The organism is Geodermatophilus marinus, assembly GCF_003428645.1.
Classification (GTDB): Bacteria; Actinomycetota; Actinomycetes; order Mycobacteriales; family Geodermatophilaceae; genus Geodermatophilus.
The window spans coordinates 41,895-62,321 of sequence record NZ_QVQH01000008.1; the positions used below are offsets into that span (position 1 = coordinate 41,895).

Sequence of the window (20,427 nt, forward strand, 5' to 3'; positions counted from 1 at the left end):
GTCGAGTCTGACCACGGTAGACCAATGAGCTGTCGCCTCAGGATTGACGCATTGACTCGACGAACTAAACGACTACCGTGGAAGGGTACAACCCTGGGGCTATGAACTTGTAGGTTCAACGGACTGTGTACAGCAGCGACTCGTCGACCAGCTTGCAAGCGTCGCGCCATGCGGCGAAGGTCGTGAATCTGGAATGTCGGCCGCCGCAATCCGAGGGAATTGATGTAGGCGACCCTGACGCCAGAATCCGCGAGACGACTTGCGATGTGTTGCTTGTTTGTCCAGACAGCCGATTCGTAGTCGGCGGTCGACAGCACAATGACGTTTCGATGAAGCACTTTAGGAAACCTCTGCTCAGCCACGCTGTCAGTCTTTGGATACGTGTTGCGGATGCGTCAGACGCTGCACTACAGCCAAGGCCAGCTGGAAATCCGTACGCCGAACTCCGTAGAAGTCCTTGAAGCCATGTGGGAGTCGCTGACTCACAAAGATGATGTTGGCGTTTGCTGCGATCAAACTCCCTATGAGAGTGGCGATGGCGGCGCCGACAGCCCCCAGGGCGGGCGCCAAGAGAAACAACAGGATGATGTTGACTGTCGCGGCTGCCACCATGGACGTGCTGCGTAGCCCAGGCCTTCCCGACGCGCTCAAAATGGCACCAGCGATCGAACCCGGAACGCCGGTGACACCGGCCAAGAGCAGTATGGCAGCGGGCACTACTGAAGCCGCGAACTCCGGCCCGAAGACAAGTGGTAACCAGAGCGTCATCGTACTGGCAAGGACGACTCCAAGGACCAATGAGAGGGCCGCAGATAGGCGCGCGGCGACAATTGCCCTTTCACCGGCAGTTCCGCCCTTGGCCTCAGTCGCATACAGAACGTCGCGCACCGCGTTGTTGAAGATGAGCGCGAGGTCAGCGACGTTGACCGCAACAACGTAGAAGCCAAGTTCGGCTAGAGAGGACAGAGGTGCCATCAGCACTTGGTCCAGCCGTGATAGCAGGACTCCTGACAACGTTCCAATCCATATGCGTAGCCCAAAGTGCAGTATGCTACCCCATTTAGTCCCCTGTGTTTCCGGCGAGTCGTCAATCACCGAGTCTGGGACTGGACGCAGGTAGGGCATGCCAGCGATTATCGGTGCTGCCGCAATCACGGCTACGGCACTCGTGACTGTCAGCACGTCGAGGGCGGCCATAGCGCCGATACCGCCAAGTCGGACCAGCGCCCCAATGTACTTCTCTGCGTTGATGCGACCAAAAAGGCCCAAGCCTGCTGCCCGGCCGCGCTGCACTCCGACTAGTAGGGCGGGAGTCAAGGCCAGCGCCGTGACTACCGTCAGCCTTTCAACGGTCGAGTCGCCGCCGGAAGTATATGAAGCAGCTGCTACGACGGAAAGAGTTGAGGCCACTCCAGACACGAGCACGATGAGGCTTCCCCTCCAGACGCTCGGTCGGCTTTGGCCTGGAGTCCTCGCGACCACATACGTTACCGCCTCGGGAATGCCAAGAAGAGCTGCGGTAGTCATCAGAACGAGTGGTGCTGTAGCCGCGGCCACGGCGCCTCGGCCGTCCGGACCCAAGACTTGGGCCAGTATGGGAGCCGTTGCGATGGCCGCGATCGGGTTGGCTAGATTTGCAAGTCCCGAGGCCACGAGGACGTGCGCCAGAGATCGGCGTCCATTGCTTGCCAACTGACCATCTCCTACTCCTGGGACGCCCAATCACCTTAATGGAGCGCGGATGACCTAAGGCGTCGGGCAGCATGGCTACCGACTAGTACTAATCCCAGCCAGACGCCAGATTCAGACCTAATGGGCCACTATGCCATGTCGCTAGCGACGTCGCTTAATATTGCGGAGAGCTGGCGCAAGAAGCTGTCGGAGCTGAAGCGTGCAGCGTTTGCCCGGATGGCAGCGGCAGGAAGGTCAGGGAAGTTGCGGAGTGTAGCGCGTATCGCCTCGGGAGTTGGAGACGGGATGAAGACTCCAGAAGCACCCTCTTGGGTGCTATCCAGGAAGCCGCCGGCTCGCAGGACGGCCACTGGAGTTCCGAAAGCGTTCGCCTCGATCGGGGTGAGTCCAAAGTCTTCGTATGAAACGCTAACCAATGCACGTGCATTCGCGTATAGCCATCGCAGTTGTGCGTCACTGACGATGCCTAGAGTCCGTACATGGGTCGGCACTTCGCGCCCCGTAAAGGACGCTCCAACCACCACGACGAGCTCTGAGAGCCCAGCGGTCGCTTCGATGATTGCGTCTACGTTCTTGTAGCCGCGACCACGAGCAACCACGAGCCAGTAGCCCGCATCTATTCCGGTGACAGGATCCTTTTCCGCGTCAGGGTCGACCATGACAGGCGGATGTATGACTTCAGGTTCAACTCCATACGTCTCACGGATTCTTGAGGCTACGCTAGTGGAGTTGGCGATATAGCGATCGACGGAAGAGGCGCGCTGCGCATCCCAACGCACCAACAGTCGGCGACATGGCTCCCAAAATCGTTGAGCAACTCGTGAGGGTATATATTCATGCGGCTGGTAGAGCCAGCGGGCGGGGTTGTGACAGTAGGCGATCAGTCTCGCGCCTTCTGGCTTTCCAATTGCATGTGCCCAACCCGTTGTGCTGGCTAGAATCACGTCCACCGGTTGTACATGCAGCTGCCTCCATGCAGCGGGCAGGAGCGGGAACGCGGCGCGCGGATCCCTCCTGAAACGCTCCACGCTCTGCAGGAAGGACGTCCGCACATCGACGCAGGCGAATTCGGGGAATGTGCCATGGGGATTGTATACGCTGGTATACAGTGGGGCATCCGCAAACTCCATTGCGAGCGCAAGTGCAACTCGTTCAGCGCCGCCACGCTGAGTAAGATAGTCGTGCGCCAATGCAAGACGCATTAACCCTCCCTAGATGCACCAACCCCGCACACGGCTCTTGATCGCCGGGGCGCTGTGCCGCTACCGAAGGATCCCACGACTGGCGGCTCACTCGTCGCGCGGGGTGCCGCGGTGTGCCCGCTTCGGCGGGATCAGGCGGGGAAATACGAGATAGAGGCGTAGCGAGCACCTTGATCCCTGGCATTGGGGATCGGTTACGGTGGAAGCCGAACACTCCCTGATGCCTGTGGCGTCAAGCGTGCGAGAAGTCTACCTCCGACTTGCCAGCCGGCTGCCGGACAGAAGCGACGCAAGGAGCATAAATTGCGGCGTAGTGCCTGGGGATTGTGGGTGTTGAGATTGTGGCGGCCTGTCGTCCGCCGGGCGATCGCTTACGGTGCTTCCGGCGCCTTGCGGTTGCGCAACCATGTCTCGTCGTCTCCGGTGATCGATTCCGAGTCGAACGTTGTGGTATCGCTCACCACTCACGGAAAGAGAATCCATACCGTGTCTTTGGCCATCGAGTCGATAGCGCGCGGCTGGAAGCGGCCGTCGAGGGTTATGCTCTTCGTCGACGCTGAGACCCTGGGCACGGGATTACCTGACGGTTTGAAGCGACTGGCGGGCCGGGGGCTGGAGGTGTGCGTCGCCGACGATGTCGGCCCGCACACCAAATACTTTCCTTACGTTCAGAGCGTCGGTCACCACGCTTCCCCGCTCGTCACAGCCGATGATGACGTCATCTACCCGCGCCATTGGTTACAGGGGCTAGTCTGCGCACACGATGAACGCCCGACGGACATTGTGTGTCACCGTGCCCGGTTCGTACAACTCACTTCTGAGGGCTTGGTGCCGTATCGGGAATGGCCCGCGGTCCAGTCGACCGAATCTCGACTGGGCCATATGGCGCTAGGGGTATCGGGAGTGCTGTATCCGCCCAGCTACCTGAACCGCTTGAAAGCCGAGGGGGCCGCCTTTCTGATGGTTTGCCCGCGGGCCGATGACTTGTGGCTTCACCGTTGCGCCGTCACCTTCGGCGTAAGGACGTCCCAGGTGAGCAGGGTCGCTCAAGACTTCCCAACGATCTACCGCGGGCAAGATATCGGCCTGCGGCAGCGGAACGTTGCGGGCGGCATGAACGACGTTCAGATACGGAAAACGTATACGTCGGAGGTCCTTAGATACTTAAGTGAAGAGCGGTTTGGGCAGGAGTAGGTCGGTAACGATAGTTGAGTCCGCCCGTATTCGAGCCTATCCAGCTTGGCGGACGACCACGGTGACGTTTTCACAGACGCCGTCGGCATCTGCCTTCGGCACGAGTGCGTCGGCGAGCGCCAGCGGGGGGCGGCCTTAGGGGCCAGGTGCTCGGCGATCCGCGCCGGCCCTACCTCGTTGGTCAGCCCGTCCGAGCAGGCCAGGAAGACCTCCCCCGGGACGACGGGCAGCAGCACGACGTCCGCCTGGTTCGACGCCCCCACCCCCAGCGCCCGGGTGATGATGTGCCGCTGCGGGTGGCTGGCCGCACCGGCGTCGGAGAGGTGCCCGGCGTCGATCAGCTCCTGCACCACCGAGTGGTCGGTGGACAGCTGCTCCAGCACGTCGCCCGAGAGCCGGTAGACCCGCGAGTCGCCCACGTGGAAGACCGCCCACTGCGACCCGGCCCCCTCCTCGACCAGCGCCACCCCAGCCACCGTGGACCCCCCACCACCGGGGGCGTCCCCGCTGGCGGCGCGGATCTCCCCGTCGGCCCGCCGCAGCGCCAGCCGCACCCGCTCGACGCTGGTCGCCGGCCCGCCCGCCAGCGCGCCCAGCGCCTCCACCACGGCCTCGGCCGCCGCCGCCCCGCCGGCGTGCCCGCCCATCCCGTCGGCCACGGCGAACACCGGCGGCGTCGCCACCGCCCGGTCCTGGTTCTCCTCCCGGGCACCCAGCGCGGTCGCCGCCCCCCAGGTCAGCTCGACCTGCATCCACACTCCAGTCCACGCACGTCGACGACGGTCCGCCCGCGGGGAAGGCAGGCGGGCCGGCCCGTGCGTGCGGCGGGCATCGATACGCCCTGTCGCCGGCGCGACCGCCCCACGGACGAAGCCTCGCGTCCAGTCACGTCAGACCTTCGGTGGCCAACTACTCGGAGGGCGCCATCCGCGCAAGGCCGCCCTGGGAGACCAAGGTCTACACTTTGATGCACAGGTGCTGCTATCTGCATCGTGACGCTATCGTGAGGACATGCGCACGACCGTCGACCTGCCCGAGGACATCCACCGGGTGGCCTCCGCCATCGCGCGCGACTCGGGCAGCTCGCTGAGCGAGACGCTCACCCGCCTGCTCCGCGCTGCGCTCGCCACTCCGGGGCCGGTCCGGGTGAGCGTGAGTCCTCGCACCGGCCTGCAGGTCGCCTCTATCGGCCGGGTGGTCACCAGCGAGGACGTGCGCTCCCTGGAGAACGACGAATGAGTGTTCTGCTCGATGCGAACGTGCTCATCGCGCTGACCGTCACCGACCACGTGCACCACGACCTCACGGAGGGCTGGTTCCTGCAGCGCTCCGAGCCCTTCGCCACCTGCCCGCTCACGCAGGGGGCGCTCGTACGTTTCCTGCTCCGCAGCGGCGCCACCGCACGCGAGGCCGTCGAGGTCCTGCGCGGGCTGGACGCCTCCGACGAGCACGAGTTCTGGCCCGACCACCTCGGCTTCGCCGACATCGACCTCCGCGGCGTGGTCGGCCACAAGCAGGTGACCGACGCCTACCTGGCCGGCCTGGCGCGGTCACGGGACGGCCGACTGGCCACTCTCGACCGGGCTCTCGCCGCCCTGCACGACGACGTCGCAGTGCTGCTCGACGCCGGCACCTGAGGTCACCCCCCGGAGGGGCGCGGCGAGCCAGGCGTGATGCCGGCCGGCACCGCCTCCAGGGCTTCCGGCACGCCGCTGCGGTGATCGACCCGGCCGTCACCGGCCCGGAGCTCGACCGGGTGCATGACCGGCCGGCCCGGTCTGGGCTGCTCGCAGCCCCCACGCCCGTGTCACAGCGCCCTGGCCCAGGGCGGTCGCCGCGGCCCTCCGGCCGATCCGGCGCCCGGGGAGCGGGCACCGCGAGCGCTGCTCGTGGTGTTCCGGTGACGCCCCGGCGTAGCGTGGAACCTCCGATCGCCGGCCGCAGGAGTGGCGATGACGGTTCTGCAGGACGACTCACCGTTCACGGCCGCGGGGCTCTCGGCCTTCGCCGTCGCGATCATCGGTGCGGCGGCGACGTTCGTCATCGGGATGCTGAACTACCGCAGGCAGGGCCAGTCCCTGCGCATGCAGCAGGAGTACCAGGACCACCAGCTGGCCCTGATGCGGTCGGCGCAGGTCACCGACCGGTTCACGCGGGCGATCGAGCAGCTGGGCAACGAGAGCTCCCACGTCCGCATGGGCGGGATCTTCGCCCTGGAACGCATCGCCCGGGATTCCCCCGACGACCGCCAGTACGTCGTCGACACGCTCGCGGCTTTCGTCCGGGGCCGCCTACCCGCCGCCGACGTCGGCGACGGTGGCTACGTCCGCATCCTGCGACTGCGAGCCCCCGATGCGCAGGCCGCCCTCACCGTCCTGTGCCGCTCGCCCCTGGCGGACGACCGGGTGGCGTCGCCGGAGGCCGGCGGTCTCGACCTGTCCCGCACGGACCTCCGCCGCGCCGACCTGCAGGGCGCCCGCCTGGACGGTGCCAGCCTGTGGGCCGCACGCCTGGAAGGTGCCGATCTCCGCGGTGCGCACCTGCGGAACAGCATCCTCGAGGAGGCCAACTTTGGCAGGGTCGATCCGAGCAGCGAGCGCTTCCACCGCGGAGCCGATCTGAGCGGCGCCGACCTGACCGGAGCGCGGCTCGATGGCGCCTACAACCTCGACGTGGCCATGACCGAGGGTGCGACCGGATGGCCCGCGTGACCGCGCGCCACATCGCAGGGCGAGCCGGTGGCGGCCCCTGCCGCCGACGGGCCAGGCGTCCGGGCGGGACCGTCCGGTTCACCGCGAGGCGGCCAACCCGCCGGGCGGCGCTCCCGCGGGAACGCCGTCAGGGCAGACCACCCCTGGCCACGGGCCGTCTACGGTCCGGCGACCGCCACCACGACGACCGTGACGTTGTCGCGGGCGCCGTCGGCGTCCGCCTCGGTCACCAGCGCCTCCGCGATCTCCTGCGGCCCGGCACCGCAGGCCAGCAGCTCGGCGATCCGCGCCGGCCCCACCTCGTTGGTCAGCCCGTCCGAGCAGGCCAGGAAGACCTCCCCCGGGACGACGGGCAGCAGCACGACGTCCGCCTGGTTCGACGCCCCCACCCCCAGCGCCCGGGTGATGATGTGCCGCTGCGGGTGGCTGGCCGCACCGGCGTCGGAGAGGTGCCCGGCGTCGATCAGCTCCTGCACCACCGAGTGGTCGGTGGACAGCTGCTCCAGCACGTCGCCCGAGAGCCGGTAGACCCGCGAGTCGCCCACGTGGAAGACCGCCCACTGCGACCCGGCCCCCTCCTCGACCAGCGCCACCCCAGCCACCGTGGACCCCCCACCACCGGGGGCGTCCCCGCTGGCGGCGCGGATCTCCCCGTCGGCCCGCCGCAGCGCCAGCCGCACCCGCTCGACGCTGGTCGCCGGCCCGCCCGCCAGCGCGCCCAGCGCCTCCACCACGGCCTCGGCCGCCGCCGCCCCGCCGGCGTGCCCGCCCATCCCGTCGGCCACGGCGAACACCGGCGGCGTCGCCACCGCCCGGTCCTGGTTCTCCTCCCGGGCACCCAGCGCGGTCGCCGCCCCCCAGGTCAGCTCGACCTGCATCCACACTCCAGTCCACGCACGTCGACGACGGTCCGCCCGCGGGGAAGGCAGGCGGGCCGAGCGTAGGGGCTCGGCCCGGAGCCGGCAGGTCCGCCTCGCACGGCGGGCGTCGTCCTTCCTTCACCGCTCGTTCATCGATGGAGCGCTAGCATGCATGCATGCAACAGGTCACCTGGCGGGTGCGCGACGATCTCCTCGACCGTGTGCGGACGATCGCCGGCCGTCACGGCTGGAGCGTCAACGAGTACCTGACCCGCGTCCTCGACGCGGCGACCGACCCGGACCTCGCCGGCGAGCCGTACGCGCAGATCCGGGAGCGACTGTCCCTGGCCGGCCTGCTCGCACCTCCAGGCCGCGTCGCCGTCCGCCCCGATGCGGGCCAGGTGGCCGCCGCGCGCGGGAGAGCGGGTACGGGCACGCCGCTGTCCGACACGGTCTCCGCCGATCGCGGGTGAGCGTCTTCGCGGACTCCTCGGCCCTCGTGAAACTCTACGCCGACGAGCCGGGCCACGAGCCCGTCCGCGCGGTCGCGATGCTGATCGTGTCCCAGCTGGCCCGGGTGGAGGTACCCGCTGCGCTCTGGCGGAAGGCGCGAGCCGGCGAGCTGTCCGCCGCCGACGCCGGCGTGCTGGTCGCCGCGTTCGAGGCTGACTACGCCGGCACGCACGACGACCCGGCCCGCTTCGCCGCGGTGAGCGTGGTGCCCGAGATCCTCGACGACGCCGCCCGGCTCAGCGCCGTGCACGGACTGCGTGCGTACGACGCCGTCCAGCTGGCCAGTGCCCGAGCCGCGGCCGAGGCCGTTCCCTCCTGCCGGACCTTCGCCGCCTTCGACGACCGGCTCCGTCTCGCCGCCGCCGCGGACGGGTTCCGGCTACTCCCTTCCTGAGGCTCGCCGTCGACCGGAGAGCACCTGCGCACAATGGGCTGCGATGCGCCCCGCCCGCCTCCTCGCCCCGCTGCTCGCCCTCGCCCTCACCGCCTGCGCCGGCGGCACCAGCGCGCCGGCCACGACGGCGACGACCAGCCCGGCACCCACGACGCCGGCCAGCGCGCCGACCCCCGAGCCCGACCCGCTCGAGCAGGCCGTCGACGCGGCCCTGGCCGGCCTCGACCGCCGCGCCCAGGTCGCCCAGCTGTTCGTGGTCAGCGTCGAGCTCACCGACCTCTCCCCCGGCGAGGCGCTCATCCGGGAGCAGGACGTCGGCGGCATCTTTCTCCGCGGCCGCAGCACCGCCTCCACCGCCGAGCTCGCCACCCTCACGGAGAGCTGGGTCGAGGCCGCCGACGGCCCGGCGCCGTGGATCGCCGCCGACCAGGAGGGCGGCGCCGTCCAGGCCCTCTCCGGGGAGGGCTTCTCCGCGCTGCCGCCCGCGGTCGAGCAGGCCGCCCTCCCGCCCGAGCAGCTGGCCGCGCTCGCGAGCGGCCTGGGCAGCGAGCTCGCCGCCGCGGGCGTCACCCTCGACCTCGCCCCGGTGGTCGACGTCGTCCCGCCCGGCACCGAGCGGGGCAACCCGCCGATCGGCTTCTACGGCCGCCAGTACGGCGGGGACCCCGAGGAGGTGGTCCTGGCCGCCGGTGCGGTCGCCTGGGGCCTGGCCGAGCACGGCGTCGTCCCCACCCTCAAGCACTTCCCCGGCCTCGGCCGGCTCGACCGCAACCCCGACGTCGACCCCGTCGTCGTCGACGACCGGACCACCGCCGACGGCGAGCAGGTGCAGGCCTTCGCCGCGCTCGTCGACTCCCCCGCCGACCCGTTCGTGATGATGTCCTCGGCCACCTACGCCCAGCTCGACGCCGGGCAGGCCGCGCTGTTCTCCCCGGCGGTCGTCACCGGCCTGCTGCGCGAGCGGCTCGGCTTCGACGGCGTGGTCATCACCGACGACGTCGGCAACGCCGCCGCCCTGCAGGACGTCCCCGTGGGCGAGCGCGCCACCCGCTTCCTCGCCGCCGGCGGCACGCTGGTGCTCACCCTGCAGCCGCGCGACGTGCCCGAGATGGTCGACGCCGTCCTGGCCCGCGACGCGGCCGACCCGGTGTTCGCCGCGCGGGTGGACGACGCCGTCCGCACCGCGCTGCTCGCCAAGGCCCGCGCCGGGCTGCTGCCGCCCGCCTGAGCGCGCTCGGCGGTGCCGGACGTCCGACCGGGGCGGAGCGGCTTCCCGGCTCGGCGCACCGCTGGGACGATGCGATCGCCGGGCGCGAGCGCGTCCGCCCGCAGCCGTCACCCGGAGGGAGCGCCTGCCGTGGATCTGCCCATGCTGGCCGCGAGCGCGCTGTTCTCCGCGACAGCGGCCTACGGGGCGGTGGTGGGCGTCCGGGAGGACGTGCCCGGCGAACCACTCGGCTGGCGACCACCGGGGAAGGTCTCCACGCACGAGATCGTCGGGCTGGGCTCGGGCACGATGGCCCCCTGGCCCATGCCGGTGGCGGCGGTGATCGCCGCACTGGCATCGCGCCCGGACAGCACCGTGCCGGCGCAGGTGTGCCTGGGGATCGGGTCCGCCTGCCTCGTCGGCACCGTGGTCGAGCCGGTCACCTGGGGCCGGCGCTCGACGTCGAGGGCGACGACGCTCACCACGGCGCTGCACCTGCTCTCCGGGGCCGCGCTGGTCCTGACCGCGCGCCGGGCCGTCCTCACCTCCCGGCGGCTGCCGTAGTCCCCCCGCCGCCGAACTCAGCGGTGGTGGACGCGCCCCTCGATCCGGTCGTCCAGCGGGGCCGCCTGCGCCCCCGGCCCGGCCGGCCGCCGCCGCGCCAGCCCGGCCGCGAACGCCGGCGTCCCGCTCGGCGCGACCATCTCGCCGCCGACGCCGGCCACATGCGCGGGCAGCAGCCCCGCGTCGACCAGCGCGGCGCCCACCCGCTCGTGCAGCGGGACCGCATCGTCGACCAGCACCACCGGGTAGCCGGCCGCCCAGGCCGGCGCCGTGCCGTAGCGCAGCCGCTCCGCGATCACGAGCAGGGCGGCGACGACCCCCGGTTCCAGCGCGAAGCCCCAGAGCTCGGGCAGGCTGCCGCCCATGTCCAGACAGCAGCGGCAGCCACGTCGCACGCAGCAACCGGACGGCGGACCGCGCGGCCACCCGGGAGACCTTGCGCACCCGGGCAGGACAGTCGACCCGCCGCTCATCTCCCGTTCCCCGACGGGTGCCGCGCGGCCGCCGGCGACCGATGATTTCCGCGGGGGCGCCGCGTCTGCACCCACGACGGGCGGGGACGCCGGCCAGGCGCACCGCCGCACGCACGAGCGAGGGAGAATTCCATGGGCAGGATCCGGGTGCACGAGTTCGTCAGCCTCGACGGCGTCTACGAGGACCCGGGCTGGACGTTCGAGCACGGCTTCCCCGACGACCTGGCCGCCGCCATCGGCGAGATCACCGGGGCCAGCACCGGCATCCTGCTCGGCCGCACCACCTTCGAGATGTTCGCGCCGGCCTGGTCGACCCGGACCGCCGAGGACGACCCCGGCGCCCCCTTCTTCAACGACACCCCGAAGCACGTCGTCTCCTCGACGCTCGGCTCGGCCGACGCCTGGCAGAACTCCCGCGTGCTCGGCCCCTACGACCCGGCGGCGATCCGGCAGCTCAAGGAGTCCGAGGACCTCTTCACCAGCGGCAGCGGCACGCTCGTGCGGGCGCTGATCGCCGACGGCCTGCTCGACGAGCTGCACCTCTTCGTCTACCCGGTGGTGCTCGGGGCCGGCGCGCGGCTGTTCCCCGAGGGGACGTCGAGGACCCGACTGGGCCTGGTCGGCTCCCAGCAGTTCAGCAACGGCGTCGCGCACCTGACCTATGGGCCGGTCGCCTCCTGACCGGGCGGGCCCGGTGCCGGCGGGTCAGCCGCGGCGGGGGAACCGTCGCCGGTCCCGCCGGTACCGCTCGCACGTGCACAGCGCGCAGTCGCTCCCCCGGCGGTAGTGCTCGTGCGCGGTGCGGGCGTGCCCGCAGGTGCACGGCGGCCCGGCGCCCGGCGCGGCGGCCGGTTCACCGACGGCCCGCAGCGGTGGCCGCGGGGGCGCGGGGGTGCGGGGGGAGGGCTGGTCGCTGCCCGGAGCGTGCACGCGCGGACCCTTTCGACACGCCGTCGTCCCCGGGCCATCCACAGCGCACCGCCGACGGTGCCCGGGAGATTAACCGCGCTGGAGGCCGCCGTCCTCCGAGGTCACGCCTCGTAGTGGAACCGCAAAGTACCGATCCTGGCGTCGCTCCGCCGCGTACGCGAGCAGGAACGCTGCGGAGCGATCACACGACCTCGGGCGAGTCGACCGACGCCTGCGGCCGCGCCGGCCGCGGCACGGGCAGCGCCGGCCGGGTGGGCGGACGGGCCGCCGACCCGGTCAGTTCGTCGCGCAGCGCCGCGACGAAGGCGCGCGCGGTCGGCAGCGCCGGGACCACCGGCGGGCCCAGCGGGATGAACAGCAGCCGGTTCGGCTCGACCAGGTGCTCCCCCACGGTCAGCCGCACCCGGCGGCGGCCGGCCGCGAGTTCCTCCCAGGTCAGGTGCAGCACCATCTGGCGGACCAGCCCGCGGCCGAAGACCACGTAGCGGATCGCCGCCGGGCCCACGTGCGCCTCGCGGATCGTCGTCCCCCGCTGGCCGCGCGCGGCCGCCAGCGCGCGCCGCCCGGCCTCCCGGACGTCGTCGGGTCGCAGCGCCACCCGCACCGCGAACTCCAACCCGGCCACGTCGTCGGCGTGGTCAGCCACGTGCATCCCCGTTCCCGCATGCCCCCGTCGCCGGCGCGGGAACGCCGGTCTATCCCCCGGCGGGCACTCTAGCGGCTGGTCACCGGAACCGGCACGGGGTGGTTCTGTGTCGGCGCCGGTGATGTCACCCGCGGCGGCGCCGGGGCCACCGGCGCTGCTCCGCCAGCGCGGCCTCCAGCCGCGCCACCTCGGGGTGGTCCCCCTGACCCCGAGCCCGCCGCAGCGCCCAGCGCAACCGCCCCCGCCGGCCCACCAGCGCCCGGACGACGGTCACGAGCAGCACGAGGCCCGCCACCCAGCCGACCACCTCCGGCACCGGCGCCGGCGCACCGAAGGCGTCGAGCAGCGCGTACCCGACGACGTAGCCGAGGACGACGACCAGCAGCGCCGGCACGGCGAAGACGAGAAGTCCCACGGCACCCCTTCACCTCGCGGCCGCCCGCCGGACGCAGGTCGACACCTGCGCTGCGCCCTGCTCCTGGATTGTCGCTGGTAGCGTCCATCCAGTGAAGGCCACCGTCGACGCCCTCGGTCGCATCGTCGTGCCGAAGCCGCTGCGTGACGCCCTCGGGCTCGCGCCGGGCACCGTGGTGGACGTGAGCCGTTACGGCGCAGGTCTCCACCTGGTCCCGGCCGGTCGGACCGCCCGGCTCGTCGAGGAGGACGGCCGGCTGGTCGCCGAGTCGACGACGGAGGTCACTGACGACATCGTCTTCGGGCTGATCGACGCCGGCCGCCGGTGAGGCCGCTGGCCTTCGACACGAGCGCTGCCATCCCCCTGCTGCTCAGGTCCCACACCGCCCACGAGGCCGTCCGGCGGTACGCGTACGGGCGGGCCGCCGCGCTGACCACCCACTCGCTGGCCGAGACGTACTCCGTGCTGACCCGGCTGCCCGGCGACGCCCGCGTCGCCCCGTGGGACGCCGTCCGGCTGCTGGAGTCCGGCTTCCCCAGGGTGCTTCCCGTCCCGCGGGACGAGAACAGGGGCCTCCCGCGCGTTCTGGCCGCCCGGGACCTGGCGGGCGGAGCCGTCTACGACGCTCTCGTCGGCCTCGCCGCCCGAGCCGCGGCACTGCCGCTGCTCACCCGGGACGCCCGCGCCCTGAGCACCTACAGGGCGCTGGGCGTCGATGTCGAACTGGTGCCCGCGTGAGGCTGCAGCCGCAGGTGCCCGACGAGCCCCGCCGGACGCAGGCCCGCCGGACGCAGGCCCGCCGGACGCAGCCCCGCCGGGGCGACCTCAGCGCACCAGGGAGCCGGTGTCCTCCCGCGCCGCGATCCGCTCCCGCTGCGGGACGACGGTGTACTTCGGGTCGCGGGCGCTGGCCATCCCGGCCTCGTAGACCCCGAACCGGGTGAGCAGCGAGCCGGCCGCCAGCAGCGCCCCGGCGGCCACCGCACCGGCCCGCCGGCGCCCGGCCAGCAGGGTCAGCCCCGCGCCGGCAGCGGTGCACGCCCGCGCCGCCTTCAGGTAGCGCCCGGCCTTGCCCTCGTGGAAGGGCTCGCTGACGACACCGTGGCCGTTCTCCACCCGGCGCATCACCGCCAGCTCCAGCGCGGCCCCGGCCACCGCGGTCCCCCGCGACGGGCCGGCCTCCGCGACCGGGGTGAACGCCATCGTCAGGCCGCCCCCGGCGGCCATCGCCGAGCCGGCGAACACGAACGGCAGCTCGCGGCCGGGCTCCTTCCACGACGGGACGGCGGTGTTGGCGAACAGGACCGCGGTGTAGGTCGCCATCGGCCCGCCGAAGAGGGCCGACACCGCCGAGCCGAACCGCTTCAGCCGCGGGAACCAGCCCAGCAGCTCCACCGCCGCCGTGGCACCGGCCGCCGCGCTGAACGGCGCCAGGATGTAGGAGCCCACCGACAGCGGGGACGTCGGCTTGAGCACCCGCAGCATGTGCAGGAACCGCTCGGGCCGGCCCAGGTCGTGGATCAGCCAGCCCACCGACAGCACCGACGCGGCGCCGGCCGTCAGGCGGCCCGACCGCGCCAGCGCCGGGCGACCGGTCGCGTCGGCCAGGGACCCGAGGGCGGCCGACGTCCCGGCCGCGCCCCCGAGGAACAGGTACAGCGGCACGTCCGGCGTCTTCCACACCGGTTCCTTGATGATCGGGCGCCCGTAGTAGGAGCCGAACTCCGCGTCGGCCACCACCGGCGCGCCGTCGGCCGCCCCGGGCCGCCGGCCCAGCCGCTCGCTGCCGCCGCGGCCGCGCCTGCGGCGCTCGCGGTCGTGCGCCGACGGCCCGTCGGCCCGCCGCCAGCCACCCCCCGGCTGCGCCACACCCCCCGGCTGCGCCCCGCCGCCCGGCTGCGCCGTGCCCCCGGTCACCGGGGCCGCCGCGAGCCGAGCACCGCCGAAGCGATGACGCCCAGCATCACCGCCGCGGCCGCCCCGGCCGACTTCCACAGCGCCGGCAGGTCACGGGTGGGCACGACCGGGTCCGGCGGGAGGCCGTAGACCTCCGGCTCGTCGAGCAGGAGGAAGAACGCCCCGGCGCCGCCGACGCCGTCCCCCTCGTCGCGCCCGTAGAGCCGGGCGGTCTGCACGCCCTGCTCCTTCAGCGTGGCCAGCCGGGCGTCGGCGCGGGCCTGCAGCTCGTCGAGGTTGCCGAACTGGATGGACTCCGTGGGGCAGGCCGTCGCGCAGGCGGGCATGAGCCCGTCGAGGGTGCGGTCGTAGCAGAGGGTGCACTTGAACACCCGCCCGTCGTCCTTGCGCTGGTCGATGACCCCGTAGGGGCAGGCCGGCACGCAGTAGCCGCAGCCGTTGCAGATGTCGCCCTGGACGACGACCGTGCCGAACTCGGTGCGGAACAGCGCCCCCGTCGGGCAGACGTCGAGGCAGCCGGCGTGCGTGCAGTGCTTGCACACGTCCGAGCTCATCAGCCAGCGGATCTCGCGGTCGGCCGAGCGCCCCGTCTGCGGGTCGAACTCGGCCAGCGCCTCGGCGTTGAGCACGCTGTCCTGCCGGGTCTGCGAGCCGTCGGCGAGCCCGTGCGCCCCCGGGGTGCCGCCGGCGCCGGGCAGCCCGACGCCCGGCATCGGCAGGTCGACCGGGCGGCTCTGCTCGACGAAGGCCACGTGCCGCCAGGAGTTGGCGCCCAGCATGCCGGTGTTGTCGTAGGACATGCCGGTCAGGCCCATCCGGTCGCGGACACCGTCCGCGTCGTCCATCGGCAGCATGTTCCACTCCTTGCACGCCACCTCGCAGGCCTTGCAGCCGATGCACACCGAGGTGTCGGTGAAGAAGCCGACCCGCGCCGGGTGGTCGCCGTCGTACCCGGCGTCCCCCGCGACGTCCGGCAGCGGCCCGTAGAGCCGGTTGGCCGGGTCGTTCCCGGAGAAGGCCGGGCTGGCCGAGCTGACGGTCGTCACATGCCCTCCACGGTCTCGACCGGCGCGCGCCCGTTCAGCGGCACCAGCCCGCTGGGCACGCCGGCCCGCCGCCGGTAGCCCTCGACGAACTCGACCAGCGCCGTCCCGCGCGGGCGCCGGCCCGGCCGGATGTCGCAGCTGGCCACCTTGGACTCCTGGATGTGCACGTTCGGGTCCATGACGACGCCGAACAGGTCGTTGGCCGCGTCGCCGGTGGAGATGCCCCGCTCACCCCAGTGGTACGGGACGCCGATCTGGTGGATCAGCCGCCCGTCGGTGGTCTTCAGCGGGCGCATCCGCTCGGTGACCAGCACCTTGGCCTCGATCGCGCTGCGCGCGCTGACCAGCGTCGCCCAGCCGCCGTTCTCCAGCCCGCGCTCCTCGGCCAGCTGCGGGCTGACCTCGACGAAGAACTCCGGCTGCAGCTCCGACAGGTAGGGCAGGGTGCGGCTCATCCCGCCGGCGGTGTGGTGCTCGGTGAGCCGGTAGGTGGTGAACACGTACGGGTAGACCCGCGCGCCCGGGTCGTCGCCGGAGGGGTTGAGCCGGTTCCACGGCGCGTGGATCTCCTCGCGCCCCGGGTTGGACTGCTGCTTGTACAGCAGGTTGGTCATCGGCGACTCGGCCGGCTCGTAGTGCGTCGGCATCGGGCCGTCGGCCAGGCCCGCCGGCGCGTACAGCCAGGCCTTCCCGTCGTCCTGCATGATGAACGGGTCGGCGCCGCCGATGCCGTCCTGCGCCTTCGCGCCCTCCGGCGGCACGTAGTCCGGCCGCTTGCCCTTCTCGAAGTCGGGCACGTCGACGCCGGTCCACTCGCCGGCGTCCTCGTCCCACCACACGTACTTCTTGCGCTCGCTCCACGGCCGGCCCTCGGGGTCGGCGCTGGCGCGGTTGTAGAGGGTGCGGCGGTTGAGCGGCCACGCCCAGCCCCACTCGGCGGCCACGTAGTCCTGCTCCCGGCCGGGCTTGCGGCGGGCCGACTGGTTCACCTCGTCGGCGTAGACGCCGGTGTAGATCCAGCAGCCGCCGGTGGTCGACCCGTCGTCCTTCATCTCCGTGTAGGAGGAGAGGGTGCGCCCGTCGGGGCCGACGCCGTTGATCTCCCGCAGCACCGCCTCGGCGCTGGGCTCGGCGTGCTCGCCGTGGGTCGGGTAGTCCCAGACCAGGTCCAGCAGCGGGCGGTCGCGCGGGTCGGTGGAGTCCTTCAGCTTCTCCCTGAGCCGGCGGCCGAGGTGGAAGTAGAACCACAGGTCGCTGCGGCACTCGCCCGGCGGCTCGACGGCCTTGTGCCGCCACTGGAGCAGCCGCTGGGTCTGGGTGAACGTGCCCTCCTTCTCCACGTGCGTGGCGGCGGGCATGAAGAACACCTCGGTCGGGACCTGGTCGGTGACCATCTCCCCGGTGGCGATCTCCGGGCCGTCCTGCCAGAACGTGGCCGACTCGATCATCTGCAGGTCGCGGACGACGAGCCACTCCAGGTTGGCCAGCCCGAAGCGCTGCATGCGCCCGTTGGCGTGGCCCACCGCCGGGTTCTCCCCGACGAGGAAGTAGCCGGGCACCTTGCCCTCGATCATGTCGGCGACCGTGCGGTAGGAGCTGTGGTCGCCGCTGATCCGCGGCATGTAGTCGAAGCAGAAGTCGTTCTCCGGCTGCGCCGCGTCGCCCCACCAGGACTTCAGCAGGCTGACGGTGTAGGCGCGCATGTTGCCCCAGAAGCCGATCCGCTGGTCGCCGAGCGCGCAGTAGTCGTCGAGCGACTGGTGCTGCTTGGCGTGCGGCATCGGCAGGTAGCCGGGGAGGATGTTGAACAGCGTCGGGATGTCCGTGGACCCCTGGATGCTGGCGTGCCCCCGCAGCGCGAGGATCCCCCCGCCCGGCCGGCCCATGTTGCCCAGCAGCGCCTGCAGGATCGAGCAGGTGCGGATGTACTGCACGCCCACGGTGTGGTGCGTCCAGCCCACCGAGTACACCCACGCCGTCGTCCGGTCCCGGCCGCTGTTGGCCGTGATCGCCTCGGCGACCTCGAGGAACACCTCGGGCTCGACGCCGCAGATCTCGCCGACCAGCTCCGGGGTGTAGCGGGAGAAGTGCCGCTTGAGGACGTTGATCACGCAGCGCGGGTGCTGCAGGGTCTCGTCGCGCTCAGGCTTCGGGACCGCCCCGGAGCCCCCGCTGCCGGCGGTCTCGAACTGGTCGGCGCTGCGGACGTCGACGTCCTCACCGGACTGCTCCTGCATCCGGTCGGCCCGGCCGCCGTCGTTGGGGGACTTGACCTGACCGCCGGGCTGCGCGGTGGAGCGCTGGCCGGCCGCCGCCGGGGTGTCCACGCCGTCGTACTGCCAGCTGGACTCGTCGTACTTGCGGGTCTCCGGGTCGAAGCCGGAGAACAGGCCGTCGAGGTCCTCGGTGTCCTGGAAGTCCTCCCGGACCAGCGTCGCGGCGTTGGTGTAGGCGAGCACGTACTCCCGGAAGTACAGCTCGTTCTGCAGCACGTGGTTGATCAGCCCGCCGAGGAAGGCGATGTCGGTGCCGGCGCGCAGCGGGACGTGCCGGTCGGCCAGCGCGCTGGTGCGGGTGAACCGCGGGTCGACGTGGATGACCTTCGCGCCCCGGTCCTTGGCCTCCATCACCCACTGGAAGCCGACCGGGTGGCACTCGGCCATGTTCGAACCCTCGATGACGATGCAGTCGGAGTTCGCGAGGTCCTGCTGGAAGCTGGTGGCGCCGCCGCGCCCGAACGTGGTCCCCAGACCGGGGACCGTGGCGGAGTGCTATATGCGGGCCTGGTTCTCGATCTGGATGGCCCCCATGGCGCTGTACAGCTTCTTCATGAGGTAGTTCTCCTCGTTGTCGAGGGTCGCCCCTCCGAGGCTCGCTATCCCCATGGTGCGGTTGAGCGTCCGGCCGTCCTCGTCCTCGGCCTCCCAGCGCTTGCGGCGGGCGTCGAGCACGCGGTCGGCGATCATGTCCATCGCCGTGTCGAGGTCGAGGTCCTCCCACTCCGTCCCGTACGGGCGGCGGTAGCGGACCTCGGTGACCCGGCTCGGGCTGGTCACCAGCTGCTTGCTGGCGCTGCCCTTGGGGCACAGCCGGCCGCGGCTGATCGGCGAGTCCGGGTCGCCCTCGATCTGCAGGATCTGCTCGTCCTTGACGTACACGCGCTGGCCGCAGCCCACGGCGCAGTACGGGCAGACGCTCTGGACCACGCGGTCGGCGGTCGCCGTCCGGCTGGTCAGCTGCTCGGTGCCCTTGTTGCGCGCGGCCCTGCCGCGGCCGAGCGGGTCCGGTCCGGTGAGCTGCCGGTACACCGGCCACGCGTCGAGCCAGGTCTTCACCCGGCCGACTCTGCCATGTTGGGCACGATCCGGCCGCTCGGAACCCGGATGCCGCCGTCCGCCCGCTGCCGGCCGGTGGGTGGGGCTTCCGGGGGCCGCCGCCTGCCCCCTCCGGCCCCGCCGGGCCTCCCGGCCCCCCGCCCCCGGCGGTGATCATGGGGATCTGGCCGGCCGCCCCGGCGTGTCGGCGCGTGTCCCCGGCAAGACGCCCATGATCACCGCGGCGACGTGGCGGCGGGGCGCGGCCCGGCGGTGATCATGGGGATGTGGCCGGCCGCCCCGGCGTGTCGGCGCGTGTCCCAGGCAAGACGCCCATGATCACCGCGGCGAAGGGGCGGCGAAGGGGCGGCGAAGGGCGGCGAAGGGGCGGCGAAGGGGTGGGGACCCGCGGCGGGCCGCGGCCGGGGGAGGCCGGCGATCACGGTGAGTCCGGGCGCCAGCCGCGGCTGAGCAGGGCCCGGCGGCAGCGCTCGACCACCACGGTCGGGCCGTCGACGTGCCGCGCGGCGAAGCGGAGCAGCAGCCAGCCGTCCGCGGCCATGAGCGAGTACCGGTCGAGGTCCCGGCCGAACTGGTCGTGGTCGGCGTGCTGCCGGCCCTCGTACTCCACGGCCACCCGCCAGCGGCTCCACCCCAGGTCGGCGTGGACCACCTCCCGGCCCCACCGGTCGTGCACCGGCATCTGGATCTCGAGAGCGGGCAGGTCGCTGGTCACGAGCCAGTACCGGGTGAGGCTCTCCGGCCGCGAGGCCGCGCGCCCGTCGAGCAGCGGCGCGCACTCGCGGGCGCGGACGACGCCCCGCAGCCCGCCGGCCCGTGCCAGGCGCGCGGCCAGGTCGTCGGCGGTGAGGTGGCCGCCCCGCATCAGCGCGTCCCCGACCGCGACCAGCTCCTGCGGCGGGAGGAGCGGCGCCAGGTCGAGCCAGGTCTGGGGGCCGGAGGTCACGGCGAGGCCGTCGAGGTCCACGACGTCGGCGGCGGCGATCCCCCGGGCGTGCACGACCAGGCCGGCGCGCCGTGGCAGGGACAGCCGTGGGCTGAGCACCACGTGGACCGAGGAGCGGCGGGCCGGCGCACCCAGCAGCTCGGCCGCCGTCCAGAGGCCGAAGGCGGCGTCGTCCGGCAGCACCGGCGCCCATGCCGCGCAGCGGGTTCGCAGGTCGGGCTCGGCGGCGGAGGAGAGGTACAGGCCCTTGCCCAGCCGGACGCCGTCCCGCCGGATCTGCCCGCGCGTGGCGCCGGCCGCCCGCGCCGCCGCCCAGGTGTAGGCCTCGCCCAGCTCGATGTCGGTCACCCGGCGACCGTGCTGGCCCGGAGCCGCCCACAGC

Annotated in this window: 20 protein-coding genes and 1 pseudogene; 10 read left to right on the plus strand and 11 right to left on the minus strand. The window is 72.0% G+C overall.

Annotated features, from left to right (window positions below; all coding sequences use genetic code 11):
* Positions 1-366 precede the first annotated feature (366 nt).
* From D0Z06_RS10995 to D0Z06_RS11005, 3 genes are all read right to left on the minus strand, one after another.
* Positions 367-1,653 (minus strand): lipopolysaccharide biosynthesis protein, encoded by a 1,287-nt coding sequence (locus D0Z06_RS10995; protein ID WP_233517617.1) that lies wholly within the window; start codon positions 1,651-1,653, stop codon positions 367-369.
* A gap of 167 nt (positions 1,654-1,820) precedes the next feature.
* A complete protein-coding gene (locus tag D0Z06_RS27125) occupies positions 1,821-2,894 on the minus strand; it encodes a glycosyltransferase (protein WP_117377428.1) in 1,074 nt (357 codons plus the stop codon).
* Positions 2,895-4,018: 1,124 nt separating this feature from the next.
* Positions 4,019-4,840 carry a PP2C family protein-serine/threonine phosphatase gene (locus D0Z06_RS11005; protein ID WP_147332023.1) on the minus strand — a complete coding sequence of 274 codons (822 nt, stop codon included), beginning with the start codon at positions 4,838-4,840 and terminating at the stop codon, positions 4,019-4,021.
* A 259-nt stretch (positions 4,841-5,099) separates the two neighbouring features.
* Between D0Z06_RS11005 and D0Z06_RS11010 the strand changes: the two genes are divergently transcribed.
* The 3 genes from D0Z06_RS11010 (at position 5,100) to D0Z06_RS11020 (ending at position 6,799) form a co-directional block, all read left to right on the plus strand.
* Positions 5,100-5,327, plus strand: a complete 228-nt coding sequence (locus D0Z06_RS11010) for an antitoxin (protein ID WP_117377430.1) — start codon at positions 5,100-5,102, stop codon at positions 5,325-5,327.
* Positions 5,324-5,725 (plus strand): TA system VapC family ribonuclease toxin, encoded by a 402-nt coding sequence (locus tag D0Z06_RS11015; RefSeq protein WP_117377431.1) that lies wholly within the window; start codon positions 5,324-5,326, stop codon positions 5,723-5,725. The genes D0Z06_RS11010 and D0Z06_RS11015 overlap by 4 nt, the downstream gene beginning before the upstream one ends.
* Positions 5,726-6,040: 315 nt before the next feature.
* A complete protein-coding gene (locus tag D0Z06_RS11020) occupies positions 6,041-6,799 on the plus strand; it encodes a pentapeptide repeat-containing protein (protein WP_117377432.1) in 759 nt (252 codons plus the stop codon).
* Between the two features lie 158 nt (positions 6,800-6,957).
* Here the strand turns inward: D0Z06_RS11020 and D0Z06_RS11025 are convergent, their stop codons facing one another.
* Positions 6,958-7,677, minus strand: coding sequence for a PP2C family protein-serine/threonine phosphatase (locus tag D0Z06_RS11025; protein ID WP_147332024.1), 720 nt, complete (start codon positions 7,675-7,677; stop codon positions 6,958-6,960).
* A 158-nt stretch (positions 7,678-7,835) separates the two neighbouring features.
* Between D0Z06_RS11025 and D0Z06_RS11030 the strand changes: the two genes are divergently transcribed.
* The 4 genes from D0Z06_RS11030 to D0Z06_RS11045 all read left to right on the plus strand — a co-directional run bounded on the left by D0Z06_RS11030 (position 7,836) and on the right by D0Z06_RS11045 (position 10,337).
* Entirely contained in the window at positions 7,836-8,132 is a 297-nt protein-coding gene (locus tag D0Z06_RS11030; protein ID WP_117377434.1) for a transcriptional regulator, read from the plus strand.
* Positions 8,129-8,566 (plus strand): type II toxin-antitoxin system VapC family toxin, encoded by a 438-nt coding sequence (locus tag D0Z06_RS11035; RefSeq protein ID WP_117377435.1) that lies wholly within the window; start codon positions 8,129-8,131, stop codon positions 8,564-8,566. Before D0Z06_RS11030 ends, D0Z06_RS11035 begins: the two co-directional genes overlap by 4 nt.
* Before the next feature lie 43 nt (positions 8,567-8,609).
* Positions 8,610-9,794 (plus strand): glycoside hydrolase family 3 N-terminal domain-containing protein, encoded by a 1,185-nt coding sequence (locus tag D0Z06_RS11040; RefSeq protein ID WP_117377436.1) that lies wholly within the window; start codon positions 8,610-8,612, stop codon positions 9,792-9,794.
* A 129-nt stretch (positions 9,795-9,923) separates the two neighbouring features.
* Complete coding sequence (locus tag D0Z06_RS11045) at positions 9,924-10,337, plus strand: hypothetical protein (RefSeq protein WP_147332025.1); 414 nt, start codon at positions 9,924-9,926, stop codon at positions 10,335-10,337.
* A 17-nt stretch (positions 10,338-10,354) separates the two neighbouring features.
* Here the strand turns inward: D0Z06_RS11045 and D0Z06_RS11050 are convergent, their stop codons facing one another.
* Positions 10,355-10,702, minus strand: a complete 348-nt coding sequence (locus D0Z06_RS11050) for a hypothetical protein (protein ID WP_117377438.1) — start codon at positions 10,700-10,702, stop codon at positions 10,355-10,357.
* Positions 10,703-10,942: 240 nt separating this feature from the next.
* On the opposite strand from D0Z06_RS11050, the gene D0Z06_RS11055 reads away from it, so the two are divergent.
* Complete coding sequence (locus D0Z06_RS11055; protein ID WP_117377439.1) at positions 10,943-11,491, plus strand: dihydrofolate reductase family protein; 549 nt, start codon at positions 10,943-10,945, stop codon at positions 11,489-11,491.
* A 430-nt stretch (positions 11,492-11,921) separates the two neighbouring features.
* Here D0Z06_RS11055 and D0Z06_RS11065 read toward each other — a convergent pair whose 3' ends face one another.
* On the minus strand, positions 11,922-12,386 hold the full coding sequence (locus tag D0Z06_RS11065) for a hypothetical protein (RefSeq protein WP_147332026.1): 465 nt from the start codon (positions 12,384-12,386) through the stop codon (positions 11,922-11,924).
* Between the two features lie 124 nt (positions 12,387-12,510).
* Positions 12,511-12,801 (minus strand): hypothetical protein, encoded by a 291-nt coding sequence (locus D0Z06_RS11070; RefSeq protein ID WP_117377442.1) that lies wholly within the window; start codon positions 12,799-12,801, stop codon positions 12,511-12,513.
* Between the two features lie 91 nt (positions 12,802-12,892).
* Here D0Z06_RS11070 and D0Z06_RS11075 point away from each other — a divergent pair, with 91 nt between their 5' ends.
* Both D0Z06_RS11075 and D0Z06_RS11080 read left to right on the plus strand, forming a co-directional pair.
* Entirely contained in the window at positions 12,893-13,129 is a 237-nt protein-coding gene (locus D0Z06_RS11075; protein ID WP_117377443.1) for an AbrB/MazE/SpoVT family DNA-binding domain-containing protein, read from the plus strand.
* On the plus strand, positions 13,126-13,539 hold the full coding sequence (locus D0Z06_RS11080) for a PIN domain-containing protein (protein ID WP_117377444.1): 414 nt from the start codon (positions 13,126-13,128) through the stop codon (positions 13,537-13,539). Before D0Z06_RS11075 ends, D0Z06_RS11080 begins: the two co-directional genes overlap by 4 nt.
* An 87-nt stretch (positions 13,540-13,626) precedes the next feature.
* On the opposite strand, the gene nrfD is transcribed toward D0Z06_RS11080, so the two are convergent.
* The 4 genes and pseudogenes from nrfD to D0Z06_RS11105 all read right to left on the minus strand — a co-directional run bounded on the left by nrfD (position 13,627) and on the right by D0Z06_RS11105 (position 20,393).
* Positions 13,627-14,670: an NrfD/PsrC family molybdoenzyme membrane anchor subunit gene (gene nrfD / locus D0Z06_RS11085; protein WP_233517600.1), complete on the minus strand. Its 1,044-nt coding sequence runs from the start codon at positions 14,668-14,670 to the stop codon at positions 13,627-13,629.
* Positions 14,671-14,714: 44 nt separating this feature from the next.
* A complete protein-coding gene (locus D0Z06_RS11090) occupies positions 14,715-15,764 on the minus strand; it encodes a 4Fe-4S dicluster domain-containing protein (RefSeq protein WP_117377446.1) in 1,050 nt (349 codons plus the stop codon).
* A pseudogene (fdh, locus tag D0Z06_RS11095) lies at positions 15,761-19,099 on the minus strand (formate dehydrogenase). The gene D0Z06_RS11090 and the pseudogene fdh overlap by 4 nt, the downstream one beginning before the upstream one ends.
* A gap of 418 nt (positions 19,100-19,517) precedes the next feature.
* Entirely contained in the window at positions 19,518-20,393 is an 876-nt protein-coding gene (locus D0Z06_RS11105) for a hypothetical protein (protein ID WP_117377449.1), read from the minus strand.
* Positions 20,394-20,427: the final 34 nt, after the last annotated feature.